This window comes from Simplicispira sp. GW247-4R2A (genome assembly GCF_059424465.1).
Window position 1 is genome coordinate 15,666 of the sequence record NZ_JBWKZM010000028.1, and the last position, 11,949, is coordinate 27,614.

The 11,949-nt window shown below is 63.1% G+C and carries 12 protein-coding genes; 10 read left to right on the top strand and 2 right to left on the bottom strand.

The features are described 5' to 3' along the window. Positions 1-144: 144 nt before the first annotated feature. Positions 145-489 (top strand): ArsR/SmtB family transcription factor, encoded by a 345-nt coding sequence (locus AC07ZH_RS16610; RefSeq protein WP_119110415.1) that lies wholly within the window; start codon positions 145-147, stop codon positions 487-489. 18 nt (positions 490-507) lie between these two features. On the opposite strand, the gene AC07ZH_RS16615 is transcribed toward AC07ZH_RS16610, so the two are convergent. Continuing rightward, the gene (locus tag AC07ZH_RS16615; protein WP_495200607.1) at positions 508-1,851 is read right to left on the bottom strand and encodes an IS110 family RNA-guided transposase; all 1,344 of its coding nucleotides are present in this window, start codon (positions 1,849-1,851) and stop codon (positions 508-510) included. Positions 1,852-2,037: 186 nt separating this feature from the next. On the opposite strand from AC07ZH_RS16615, the gene AC07ZH_RS16620 reads away from it, so the two are divergent. Then, the gene (locus tag AC07ZH_RS16620) at positions 2,038-2,361 is read left to right on the top strand and encodes a hypothetical protein (RefSeq protein ID WP_495200608.1); all 324 of its coding nucleotides are present in this window, start codon (positions 2,038-2,040) and stop codon (positions 2,359-2,361) included. A gap of 1 nt (position 2,362) precedes the next feature. Next, a complete protein-coding gene (arsB, locus tag AC07ZH_RS16625) occupies positions 2,363-3,445 on the top strand; it encodes an ACR3 family arsenite efflux transporter (RefSeq protein WP_199665424.1) in 1,083 nt (360 codons plus the stop codon). 70 nt (positions 3,446-3,515) lie between these two features. On the opposite strand, the gene AC07ZH_RS16630 is transcribed toward arsB, so the two are convergent. Beyond that, on the bottom strand, positions 3,516-4,082 hold the full coding sequence (locus AC07ZH_RS16630) for an aspartate carbamoyltransferase (RefSeq protein ID WP_495200609.1): 567 nt from the start codon (positions 4,080-4,082) through the stop codon (positions 3,516-3,518). A 71-nt stretch (positions 4,083-4,153) separates the two neighbouring features. Here AC07ZH_RS16630 and AC07ZH_RS16635 point away from each other — a divergent pair, with 71 nt between their 5' ends. From AC07ZH_RS16635 to AC07ZH_RS16665, 7 genes are all read left to right on the top strand, one after another. Next, positions 4,154-4,783: a Crp/Fnr family transcriptional regulator gene (locus AC07ZH_RS16635; protein WP_495200610.1), complete on the top strand. Its 630-nt coding sequence runs from the start codon at positions 4,154-4,156 to the stop codon at positions 4,781-4,783. A 154-nt stretch (positions 4,784-4,937) separates the two neighbouring features. Then, positions 4,938-7,517 (top strand): DNA mismatch repair protein MutS, encoded by a 2,580-nt coding sequence (gene mutS, locus AC07ZH_RS16640; RefSeq protein ID WP_495200639.1) that lies wholly within the window; start codon positions 4,938-4,940, stop codon positions 7,515-7,517. A 208-nt stretch (positions 7,518-7,725) separates the two neighbouring features. Beyond that, the gene (locus AC07ZH_RS16645) at positions 7,726-8,130 is read left to right on the top strand and encodes a type II toxin-antitoxin system CcdA family antitoxin (protein ID WP_495200611.1); all 405 of its coding nucleotides are present in this window, start codon (positions 7,726-7,728) and stop codon (positions 8,128-8,130) included. Continuing rightward, positions 8,117-8,428 (top strand): CcdB family protein, encoded by a 312-nt coding sequence (locus AC07ZH_RS16650; RefSeq protein WP_495200612.1) that lies wholly within the window; start codon positions 8,117-8,119, stop codon positions 8,426-8,428. The genes AC07ZH_RS16645 and AC07ZH_RS16650 overlap by 14 nt, the downstream gene beginning before the upstream one ends. A gap of 15 nt (positions 8,429-8,443) precedes the next feature. Next, positions 8,444-9,919 (top strand): DNA methyltransferase, encoded by a 1,476-nt coding sequence (locus tag AC07ZH_RS16655; RefSeq protein ID WP_495200613.1) that lies wholly within the window; start codon positions 8,444-8,446, stop codon positions 9,917-9,919. Between the two features lie 183 nt (positions 9,920-10,102). After that, entirely contained in the window at positions 10,103-11,653 is a 1,551-nt protein-coding gene (locus AC07ZH_RS16660; protein ID WP_495200614.1) for a type IIL restriction-modification enzyme MmeI, read from the top strand. Between the two features lie 17 nt (positions 11,654-11,670). Beyond that, positions 11,671-11,934 carry a hypothetical protein gene (locus AC07ZH_RS16665; protein WP_495200615.1) on the top strand — a complete coding sequence of 88 codons (264 nt, stop codon included), beginning with the start codon at positions 11,671-11,673 and terminating at the stop codon, positions 11,932-11,934. Positions 11,935-11,949: the final 15 nt, after the last annotated feature.

Genomic DNA, 11,949 nt, shown 5'->3' on the forward strand with positions numbered 1-11,949 from the left:
TGCACTGCGCCACCGGCCTTTCCGCTCACACGCCCATGGTGCAGCACGGCCTTTAAAGCTTGGTGTTGACTGTTGGCAGGCCGGCTTTCGATGCTCCAGTCAAAGCACTCTGCAATATTTCAATAATAGTTGTATAGTTGCTAAATGAAAGAAATCGACGTTGTCAAATCCCTTGCTGCTCTTGCCCAAGAAGTGCGCCTGCGAGTCTTTCGCGCGTTGGTCATGGCAGGCGACGCTGGGCTCACTCCCGGAATCCTCGCCGACCAACTGGATGTCGCGCCCAACACGCTGTCTTTCCACCTCAAAGAGCTCGCCCACTCAGGGCTCATCAGCCAAGAGCGCCAAGGGCGCAACCTGATCTATCGCGCGTCGTTCGCCACCATGAACGAGCTGCTGAGCTACCTCACCGAAAACTGCTGCCAAGGAGCCGCTTGCCTGAGCCCTGCGGCAACGGCTTGCAGCTGCTCTCAAGAAACACCAGATAACTGATTGATTTTCATGGTGTTTTCAAGCGGTGCTGTCGGAGGGCACGAGCTGCATGCCCATGGCTTTGGCCTTTTGGGCGAGGTTGTGCAAGACCCGCTGGCGGTAGCGCTCCTCGAAGTAATCCTGCCCCCGGTCGGTGTATTCCTGCCCGTGGGTGAGCATGGCGTAGATCAGTCGGGCCAGCTTGTGGGCAGCGGCCGTGACGGCCTTGGGTTTGTCCATGCGCGCGCACATTCGCCGGTAGTACGCCCCCAGCGCCGACTGGCTCGAACGCAGGGCCGCTGCCGCCAGCCGCAGCGCCTGGGCCGCGCGGTTGGCGCAGCGCTTGGTTTTGCCACTCATGACCTTGCCCCCGGTGATCTTGGTGCCCGGACACAAACCCAGCCAGGAGGCGAAGTGCTTGTCGCTGGGGAACTTGCACATGTCGGCGCCCACCTCGGAGACCACCACCAGCGCGGTGGTCACGTCGATGCCGTCGATGCGGGTGAGGTCCGCACCGCACATCTGAAAGAGCTGGGTGCGCAGATCGAACTTGGGGGCATTGCGGGCGCGCCCGCGCTTCTTGCCTTGGGCCGGTTCGTCTTCGCGCACATGCAGGGCCTGCAACTGCGCCTGAACCTGCGCGTCGCACTCAGCCAGTTGGGTGCCACAGAAGTCAAACGCGTCCAGGGCCTGCTTCAAGGCAAAGAGGTGCTCGGCGCGCCAACTGCCTTGCAGGCTCTTGGCGATCTCGTCCTCGCTGGCGCGGATGCGCGAATTCTTCAGGCGGGCCAAAGCCAGGCCATCGCGCTCACCGGCGACGATGGCGCCCAGGATCTTCTGGCCCGTCTCGCCGGCCACGTCGGAGATGACATTGGCCAGCTGGATGTTCATCTGGGTCAGGGCCTTTTGCATGTGCTGCACGAAGCGGCCCTGGCTGCGCAGCAGCATGGTGCGCTGGCGGCTGAGCGAGCGCAGCACGCAGACCTGATCAGCCGGGCGGAAGGCACCGCGCAGAAGACCAAAGCTCATGAGTTGTTGCAGCCACTGGCAGTCCAGCACATCGCTCTTGCGGCCCGAGACGTTCTTGACGTGACGGGCGTTGACCAGCAGCACAGTGAAACCGCGCGCTTCGAGCAGTTCGTACAAGGCAATCCAGTAGACCCCGGTGGACTCCATGGCCACGGTGTCCACGCCGCAGGCGTCGAGCCAGTCTGCCAGGCGGTGCAGATCGGCGGTGAAGCTGGCGAACTCGCGCACGGGTTCATCGTCGCGGTCTGGCGGCACGGCCACGAAGTGCGCGACGCTGCCGATGTCGATACCAGCGGCATTGGGGTGAGTCAGGGTGATGGCCGACTGGGTGGTGGGCCGCTTGCGTTGAGCCATGGCATCCTCCATCATGAGAAGTGGAACGTGGCACCGGCTCGGGTACGTCGTCTTGATCACTCTCTCAAACGGGATGCCTGTGCCGGACCCAAGCGGCTCGGCACGAGCTCACCAATGTCGATGACGCAGCCCACGACCACGCTAACCCGCGGGCAATGTGCACCATTGCTACTTCGGTCTTTGCCAGTGCTGCGTTCCACCATGCCATATTCGGCAGGCCAACGCCACGTGTTTCTTCGGCACGATTTGCGGCACGGGCGGGCCGATTACTTCGCTAACCCCACCAAGTCAAACCCCATGAAACGATTCCATGTGCATGTTGACACGCTCGCCAAATGGATGCTTGACGATCCTTCCAAAGGCGACGCGCCCGATGACCAGAAGTTTGAAGCCTTCCGCAAGACCGTTCACCTGATCAAGTGCCGGTTTGACCTTTTGATCAAGCTGCCGTCTGGCAAGCTGGACAAGGCTTTGCTTCAAACAACCGCCCGCGAACTCGCAAAGGAATGACATGAGCGTCCAATGTGCAGCAACAGCAAAACGGGCGACCGGCGCCCCCATGAGCGTGTTCGAGCGGTATCTGACCGTATGGGTGTTCCTATGCATCATCGCTGGCATCGCGCTGGGACAACTCCTGCCCAGCGTGTTTCAAGCGGTCGGCCGCATGGAGATCGCGAAGGTCAACCTGCCGGTGGGCCTGCTGATCTGGGTGATGATCATCCCGATGCTGGTCAAGGTGGACTTCTCCGCTCTGGGCGAAGTGCGCAAGCACGTCAAGGGCATTGGCGTAACGCTGTTTGTGAACTGGCTGGTCAAGCCGTTCTCGATGGCGTTTCTCGGCTGGCTATTCATTCGCCACTGGTTCGCTCCACTTTTGCCGCCTGACCAGCTCGACAGCTACATTGCCGGACTGATTTTGCTGGCTGCCGCGCCGTGCACAGCCATGGTTTTCGTGTGGAGCCGACTCACTGGCGGTGATCCCCTGTTCACGCTCTCGCAAGTCGCGCTCAACGACAGCATCATGGTGATCGCCTTCGCGCCGCTGGTGGCGTTTCTGTTGGGCCTGTCCGCCATCACGGTGCCATGGGACACCCTGTTGACCTCGGTCGCCCTCTACATCGTGATTCCGGTGATCCTGGCGCAGTTGCTGCGCAAATTTCTGCTGTCCAAGGGGCAATCGGCATTCGACGCCACGATGGCCAAAATCGGACCGTGGTCGATCACGGCCTTGCTCGCCACGCTCGTGCTGCTGTTCGCCTTCCAGGGCGAGGCGATCCTAAAGCAGCCTCTCGTGATTGGCCTTCTGGCGGTGCCGATCCTGATTCAGGTGTTTTTCAATTCCGCGCTGGCCTATTGGCTCAATCGCGTGGCAGGAGAAAAGCACAACATTGCCTGCCCATCCGCATTGATCGGTGCCTCCAATTTTTTCGAATTGGCGGTGGCCGCTGCGATCAGTCTTTTCGGCTTCAACTCCGGGGCGGCGCTGGCGACCGTGGTGGGCGTGTTGATCGAAGTGCCCGCCATGTTGCTGGTGGTGAGCATCGCCAACAACAGCAAGGGGTGGTATGAGCGTTCAGAGGTCCAATCGGCATGATCGAAATCGGCATCTATCACAACCCCAAGTGCGGCACACCAACGCTTTAAAGACGAAGTAGCGCTCTTTGCTACTTCATATCGCCGTGGTTGGCGTGACCTTCCATGGCATCCTTGCCGTGGTCGGCAAACTGTGCGTCAAACCATGTGTGCAGGGCCGCCACCAGGGAGGCATCCGCCGTCCTGTAAGTCAACTGGCCGCCGCCCTTGATGTCTTGGTAGTCGATCGAGATCTGGCCTGCCTTCGCCTCTCTGAGTTCGGCGAGACCGGGCATATCCTGGCCGTGAATGTGCGATGGCCCTGAAAAATCCCCTTTCAAAAACTGCTCGCGAATCTCTTGCAGATGGCCACGCGCCAAGTGGACTTGCGCCGCATCGGTGGCTCTCTTGGCCACCACCTGTTGCACACCGCCCTCGGCAGTCTTGCTGAAGACGTGCGTGGTCGCCGCAAGGCTGAATGGCATCACATCCTTGCCGCGCTCGGCGACAGCGGCCTGGCGCTGAGTTTGTTCCATCATCGTAATATGGGCGGCATCGTCCATGTTTGAATGGTCCATGGCCGTGGAACCCCTCATTTGGGCTTGTGCTCCCGATGCGAGAGTGGCCAGGGCACATGAGGTGATGAGGGTTTTGAACATGGTGTTTCTCTGATAGTGACGCTGCCCCATCCTATGGTTCCATAGCCCTATAGGGTTATGATCCAAATCATATGCAATCCGCCATCGAAAAGCTGGACTGGCCTTCCCTCATTGAGGCCCAACCCGCCGCAGGCTTGATCCCGATCGGCCTGCGCCAACAAGCCAAACGCCTTGATGCACAGGCACACGAGCCACTCTTTCACATTGGTGATCCCGTCCGTTGCGTCTATTTGGTGGTCTCAGGGGAGGCACGTTTGATTCGATTGGCCCGCAACGGCAGCGAGGTGATATTGCAGCGCTCGCGGGGCGGCTTCCTTGCCGAGGCGAGTCTTGAAGCCCGCTCTTACCACTGCGATGCAATCACGACCAAGCCCACGACCATCCTGATGCTTCCCGTCGCCGCGTTTCGCGCCGCCTTGGAAGAGGACCCCATATTTCGCAGCGCTTGGCAATCGCAGTTGACCAAAGAGATCCGAAAACTTCGGGCGCAATGCGAGCGCCTGAGCCTCAACAGCGCGGCCGACCGCATCAGCCATTACATTGAATCCGAAGGCGCTGATGGTATTTTGACTCTCAACCAATCCCGCAAGTCGTGGGCAGCCGAGCTTGGGCTGTCTCACGAAGCGCTTTACAGAACGCTGAGACGAATGCAAAGCGAGGGGGTGCTTGATGTTGACGGAGTCCGACTTGCAACAAAGTAATGGGCAGGTGCCCATTCACGCCAACCCCACGCGAATGGTGGCGATGGTAGGCCTATGCCGCACGAATGGCTCCATTAAAATATCGTAACTTATTGATTTAAAACGGACTTTCAAATTGACATCGCAAGAAAAGGAGCCCATCCCTCACACGCCCATGATGCAGCAGTACCTCGCCCTCAAGGCCGGATATCCCGACACGCTGCTGCTCTACCGCATGGGCGATTTCTACGAGGTCTTTTTTGCCGATGCCGAAAAGGCCGCCCGCCTGCTCGACATCACGCTCACCCAGCGCGGCCAGTCGGCCGGCCAGCCCGTGGTGATGGCGGGCGTGCCCTTTCACGCGCTTGAGAACTACCTGGCACGCCTCATCCGCATGGGCGAATCGGTGGCCATTGCCGAGCAGGTGGGCGACGTGGCCACCGCCAAGGGCCCGGTGGAGCGCAAGGTGGTGCGCGTGGTGACGCCCGGCACGCTGACCGACACCGAGCTGCTGTCCGACAAAGTCGAATCCACCCTGCTTGCCGTGCACGCCGGCAAGCGCGCACGCTGCGGCCTGGCGTGGCTGAGCGTGACGCAGGGCTGCGTGCTGCTGGCCGAGTGCGCACTGGACGAACTGCCCGCCTGGCTGGCCCGCATTGCGCCCAGCGAGCTGATCTACAGCGCCGGCGCCACCGAGCGCTTTGAGCACCACCTCAAAACCCTGCACCAGCAAGGCGTTTTTGGCTGCCCGCTGGCGCCGCGCCCGGACTGGCAGTTCGACGCCGCGCTGGGCGAGCGCACCCTGCTCGCGCACCTGCAAGTGGCGACGCTGCAGGCCTTTGGCGCGCACGAGCTGCACGAGGCCCACGCCGCTGCCGCCGCGCTGCTGCACTACGCCGAGCACACGCAGGGCCGACCACTGACGCACATCCACAGCCTGCGCGTGCAGCGGGGCAGCGAGCTGATCGACCTGCCCGCCAGCACCCGGCGCAACCTCGAACTCGTCAAGACGCTGCGCGGCGACGACGCGCCCACGCTGTTTTCCTTGCTCGACACCTGCATGACCGGCATGGGCAGCCGCCTGCTGCGCCGCTGGCTGCTGGAGCCCGAGCGCGACCGCGCCCCGGCCCGCGCACGCCTCTCGGCCACCACTGCGCTGCGCAACGACGGCAGCTGGACGCGCCTGCGCGCCGCGCTCAAGGGCGTGTGCGATGTGGAGCGCATCACCGCCCGCGTGGCCCTCGGCCAGGTGCGCCCGCGCGAATTGCTGGCGCTGGGTCAGACACTACAAAAAACAGAGCTGCTAGCGCAATCAGGGTATGCGCCAGAGCCCTATTTGACCCATATTTTTTCTGTGCTGACACCGCCCAGTGACTGCACCGCCCTGCTGGCGCGCGCCATCGCCCCCGAGCCCGCCGCGCTGGTGCGGGACGGCGGTGTCATCGCCAGCGGCTACGACGCCGAGCTCGATGACCTGCGCGCCATCCAGACCAACTGCGACGCCTTCCTGCTTGACCTGGAAACGCGCGAGCGCGAACGCAGCGGCATCGCCAACCTGCGCGTGCAGTTCAACAAGGTGCACGGCTTCTATATCGAAGTCACCAGCAGCCAGCTCGGCAAAGTTCCCGAGGACTACCGCCGCCGCCAGACTTTAAAGAACGCCGAGCGCTTCATCACCCCCGAACTCAAGGCGTTTGAAGACAAGGCACTGTCGGCCTCCGAGCGGGCGCTTGCGCGTGAGAAATGGCTCTACGACCAGGTGCTGGTGCAGCTCCAGCCCCACGTGCCGGCGCTCACCCGCCTGGCCGAGGCGCTGGCCACGCTCGACGTGCTGTGCTGCCTGGCCGAGCGCTCGCTCACGCTGAACTGGTGCGCGCCGCAGTTTGTGGGCGAGCCCTGCATCGAGATCGAAGCCGGCCGCCACCCGGTGGTGGAAGCGCGCCTGGCGGAAACGTCGAGCGGCGCCTTCATCGCCAACAGCACGCGGCTCAACGCCAACACGCGCATGCAGGTCATCACCGGCCCGAACATGGGCGGCAAATCGACCTACATGCGCCAGGTGGCGCTGATCGTGCTGCTCGCCAGCATCGGCAGCCACGTGCCGGCCGCCAGTTGCCGCCTGGGCCCCATCGACGCCATCCACACCCGCATTGGCGCGGCGGATGATTTGGCCAACGCGCAATCGACCTTCATGCTGGAGATGCTCGAAGCCGCGCAAATCCTGCACGCCGCCACGCCGCACAGTCTGGTGCTGATGGACGAAATCGGCCGCGGCACCAGTACCTTTGACGGCCTGGCGCTGGCCGGCAGCATCGCCACCCAACTGCACGACAAGACCCGCGCCTTCACGCTGTTTGCCACGCACTACTTCGAGCTGACCGAACTGCCCGCCAAAGCGCGCCACGCGGTCAACATGCATGTCAGCGCGGCCGAATCGGGCAGCGACATCGTCTTCCTGCACGAAATCGCCCCCGGCCCGGCCAGCCGCAGCTACGGCATTCAGGTGGCAAAACTGGCCGGCATGCCCGCCGCCGTGCTCAACCACGCGCGCCACGCGCTCGAAGCCCTGGAGGCGCGGGCCGGCGAAGGCAAGCTGCAAGTGGACCTGTTCGCCCCACCACCCGCGCCCGAAATGCTCGCGCCCAGCCGCGTGGAAGCCGCCCTGGCCGCCATCGACCCCGACAAGCTCAGCCCGCGTGAGGCGCTCGACGCGCTGTACCAGCTCAAGGCGGCCATGCCTAGTGTCCTGAGTTAGAAGTTCGTTTCATAAAGATGCCGAGAATCGCCGCCATGCGGCGTTGCAAATCCTCGCGATAGCGACGGCTATCGCTGCGGTTTGCGCCTTGCCTGACGACGATTTCGACCTCTTCATTTCGTCAACAAACTTCTAACTCAGGACACTAGAGGTTGACCGACGAAATTTCATGCCGCATGATGGCATGAACACATGCAAGGAGCCTACCATGCTCAAAGAAGTCGGCGCCAGCGGCCAAATATCGCTGGGTAAAAAATATGCGGGGCAGCTGTTTAAGGTGCAACAAGCGCCCGACGGCACCATCACCCTCATACCGGTGAAAGTAGTGCCCGCCCCCCACACGGTGGAAGAAAAAACCGCCAGCTACCAAACCGCGCCACCAGTCAAAGGCGACGGCTGGCTCACCCCCGAGCGCCTGGCCCGCCGCGCCGTCGCCGCCGCGCGCAGCCCGGCTGAAGTGGATGCAGCACGCACCCAATGGGAAGAAGAAAACAAGGAAGCCATTGATGCCATGAACCAGCGCATGGCCAACATTGGCTCCATGGCGCGCCGCATTCACGAGTGGCGCAAGGCCAAAGCGCAGCAGGCAGTGGCGACCGATGGCGCAGTTTGACGTTTACCCGCACCCGTTGGAGGAATTGCGCGCCACCCACCCCTACGTGGTGCAAGTGCAAAGCCATTTCCTCAAGCGCCCTATCGCCGTCATGGCCGTTCCACTCGCCCCCCTGGACACCCCACAACACGCCAGCGTGCTGAACCCGATGCTGGAGGTGGCAGGGCAAGCTTTCGTGCTGGAGACTTTGGCCATCGGTTCCTTTGAACCTGGCGAACTCCGCAGCCCATTGGCCAATCTCGGCCACGATGCCCAGGCCATCTGGGACGCACTCGACTACGCCCTGCACGGCTACTGAATTCCACGCCCCGCCATGACCCCCCAAGACTTCATCGCCAAATGGGGCACGCCCGGCGGCGTTCCCGGCCCTGCCTACGCACTCAACGAAGAGCAAGGCGCGCAAAGCCACTTTCTCGACCTGTGCGAGCTGCTGGGCGTGCCCAAGCCCGGCAGCGCCGAGGGCTACCGCTTCGAGGAAAAAAGCGCGGTCATCGGCGGCAAGACCGGCTACGCCGACGTGTTCATGCGCGGCGTGTTCGCCTGGGAGAACAAGGCGCCGGGCAAGAACCTGGACGCGGCCCTCAAGCAGTTGCTCACCTACAGCCTCGCCTTGGCGAACCCGCCGATTCTGGTGGTGTCCGACCGGCTCACCATCCGCATCCACACCCAGTTTACCGGCCACCCGAGCGAGACGCACGAAGTGCGCATTGCCGAGATGGACCAGCCCGAAAACCTGGCCCTGCTCCGCCGCATCTGGCTGGCGCCCCAAAGCTTCCAGCCGCGCCAGACCAGCCGCGACATCACCGAAGCCGCCGCGCGCAGCTTTGCCGCCCTGGCCGAAGGCCTGCGCCAGCGCGGGCGCGCGGCCGCCGATACCGCGCCAAGCGATGCGGCGCCCGACGCCCATGCAGCCAGCCAGCAGCACCGCGCCAACGAAGTCGCCCACTTCCTCACGCAGTGCCTGTTCTGCTTTTTTGCCGAAGACGTGGGCCTGCTGCCCGGCCACCTGTTCGAGCGCCTGCTGAACAACAAGGGCGCCACGCCCGAGCGGCTCACCCAGGGCCTCTCGCAGCTCTTTGCCGCCATGCAAAGCGGCGGGCTGTATGGCGTGGACGATATTCCCTGGTTCAACGGCGGCCTGTTCCAGACCATTGCCGTGCCCCAGCTCAGCGCGCCCGACCTGGCCGAACTGCGCCGCGCCGCCGAACTCGACTGGAGCGCCATCGACGTCTCCATCTTCGGCACCCTGTTCGAGCGCGGTCTTGACCCGGCCAAGCGCAGCCAGCTCGGCGCGCACTACACCGACCCGGCCACCATCGAGCGCCTGATCGACCCGGTGATTCGCCGCCCCTTGCTACAAGAATGGGAGCTGGTAGCGCAAGCCATACAAGCGCTAGCGGCCAAAATCACCAAAAAAGGCGACAAGCACTACCGCGCCGCGCACCAGCTTTTCATCACCTGGCTCGACCGCCTCAAACACTACCGCGCGCTCGACCCGGCCTGTGGCAGCGGCAACTTCCTGTTCCTGGCCTTGAAGTGCCTTAAAGACATCGAGCACCGCAGCCACCTGCGCGCCGCCGAGCTGGGCCTGGACCGCGAGGCCGACCTCGTCACCGGCCCGCACAACGTGCTCGGCATCGAGCTGAACGAATACGCCGCCGAACTCGCCCGCGTGACGGTGTGGATCGGCGAGCTGCAATGGCGCCTGGCACACGGCTACGAATTCAAGACCAACCCGGTGCTCGACACCCTGGAGCACATCGAATGCCGCGACGCCCTGCTCGCGTGACCCGCTGATCCCCCGGGGTCTGACCCCAATTTCCCCGCAGCGCAGGCTTTGAGCGCCACCCACACAGCGCAGGCTTTGGGGTCGAATCACGATTTCGCGCAGCGAAACTCGTGCTCAGACCCCAAACCCGGACCACAGGGCACAACTCCCAAACCCCACGAAGCCCCCTGGCCCCGCGCCGACGTGGTCATCGGCAACCCGCCGTTTCTGGGCGACAAGAAGATGCGCGCCGAGCTGGGCGACGCCTATACCGCCGCCCTGCGCGCCACCTACGCTGGCCGCGTGCCCGGTGGCGCCGACCTGGTGTGCTACTGGTTCGACAAGGCCCGCGCGCAGATCGCCGCCGGGGAGTTGCAGCGCGCCGGGCTGGTGGCGACCAACTCGATTCGTCAGTCGAAGAATAGGGAAGTGCTTATACGGTTGGTGCAGGAAGTGCCCATTTTTGAAGCATGGAGCGATGAGCCTTGGGTGAACGAGGGCGCCAATCTGAACGTTTCCCTGGTTTGCTTCGGAAGGTCGGCACAACAACCTCGTTTGGACGGGCAGGAAGTAGGGGGCATATTCGCGAACCTTCGCCCGCAATCCGATGGAGATGGCAGTCTGGATCTCACAAAGGCGGCACCACTTTCAGAGAATGATGATGCGTCATTCTTTGGCCTATGTTTGGCAGGACCCTTCACCATTCCAGCGACTGACGCCCGAAAATGGTTACGTATGCCCAACCCAAATGGACAACCAAATTCGAACGTTTTGATTCCGATCCGGAACGGGAAAGACATCACCGAGCGATCAGTAGACCGTTGGGCCATTGATTTCGGCAATAGGATGACAGAGGAAGAGGCCGATCTTTACGAATTGCCTTTTGCTCATGTACAAGCCACCGTCTTGCCTATCCGCCAGTTGAACAATAGGGCAAGTCGAAGCAAGTGGTGGTTTAGACATGGCGAAAGCAGACCGGGGCTACGCAAGGCCATCGCATCGTTGCCACGGGTCATTGCCACCGTGGAAAGAGCTAAACACCGATTTTTTGTCTGGCTGCATTCAGGCGCCTGGGCTGAACATCGTCTAGTAGTGATTGCAAGAGCAGATGACACGACGTTCGGGATTTTGTCGTCCCGCATGCATGTCGTCTGGTCTCTGGCGATGGGAAGTACGCTGGAAACTCGCCCAGGCTACAACACAAACGTCTGCTTTCGTCCATTCCCCTTCCCCGCCGGCCTCACGCCAGCCGACACCGCGCACCAGCGCACTGAGGCGGTGGCGGGCGGCGCGCTGATTCCAGCCGATTTGCCCGGCGCCGCGCCTGTAAACACCAGCAGTGAAAATTTAGAGCCAGATCGGCCTCTAGCGCATATGGGACAAGCGCAACAAGCTATCGAAACAATAGTATTGCGGCAGCACGCCACCGCCATCGCCCAGGCCGCGCAGCGCCTGAACGCCCTGCGCGAAGCCTGGCTGAACCCGCCCGAATGGACAGAGCGCGTGCCCGAAGTGGTGCCGCTGGGCCTGGCCGCATCGCCCTACCCCGACCGCACCGTGGCCAAGGCGGGGTTCGAGAAAGAGCGGGCCAAGCGCACGCTCACCCAGCTCTACAACCAGCGCCCCGCCTGGCTCGACGCCGCCGTGGCAGCGGCCTATGGCTGGCGCGACTACACGGGCGGCATGCCTGACGACGAAATCCTGCGCCGCCTGCTGGCGCTGAACCTGGCGCGCAGCGCCGCTGCGTGCGCCTGATTGAGAAACGGAATGCCATGCCGCCACACCCGGACACACCCAACAACAGCGGCGACGGCGAAGACCGGCCCGTGGACGTGCACGCCCCCGAAGTGCCCGCCAGCGTGCGCCAGGCGGTGCTCGCCATCGCGCAGCCCGGCGACCAGCTCTGGCGCTGCCCGCGCCGCTCGGCGCCGCGCGGCGCGCTGGGCATTCTGGGGCTGGGGCCGCGCAGCGTGGTGATCGAATGGTGGCTGCTCGATGCCCAGGGCGCGCTGATCGAAGCGTTCTGGGAACAGTGACCGGCGTGGCACCCA

Coding starts and splice junctions, on each gene's coding strand:
- AC07ZH_RS16665 (WP_495200615.1), top strand. CDS start 11,671: ATGCCGCCACACCCGGACACACCCAACAACAGCGGCGACGGCGAAGAC.
- AC07ZH_RS16630 (WP_495200609.1), bottom strand. CDS start 4,082: ATGTTCAAAACCCTCATCACCTCATGTGCCCTGGCCACTCTCGCATCG.
- AC07ZH_RS16650 (WP_495200612.1), top strand. CDS start 8,117: ATGGCGCAGTTTGACGTTTACCCGCACCCGTTGGAGGAATTGCGCGCC.
- AC07ZH_RS16635 (WP_495200610.1), top strand. CDS start 4,154: ATGCAATCCGCCATCGAAAAGCTGGACTGGCCTTCCCTCATTGAGGCC.
- AC07ZH_RS16615 (WP_495200607.1), bottom strand. CDS start 1,851: ATGGCTCAACGCAAGCGGCCCACCACCCAGTCGGCCATCACCCTGACT.
- AC07ZH_RS16610 (WP_119110415.1), top strand. CDS start 145: ATGAAAGAAATCGACGTTGTCAAATCCCTTGCTGCTCTTGCCCAAGAA.
- mutS (WP_495200639.1), top strand. CDS start 4,938: ATGATGCAGCAGTACCTCGCCCTCAAGGCCGGATATCCCGACACGCTG.
- AC07ZH_RS16655 (WP_495200613.1), top strand. CDS start 8,444: ATGACCCCCCAAGACTTCATCGCCAAATGGGGCACGCCCGGCGGCGTT.
- arsB (WP_199665424.1), top strand. CDS start 2,363: ATGAGCGTCCAATGTGCAGCAACAGCAAAACGGGCGACCGGCGCCCCC.
- AC07ZH_RS16645 (WP_495200611.1), top strand. CDS start 7,726: ATGCTCAAAGAAGTCGGCGCCAGCGGCCAAATATCGCTGGGTAAAAAA.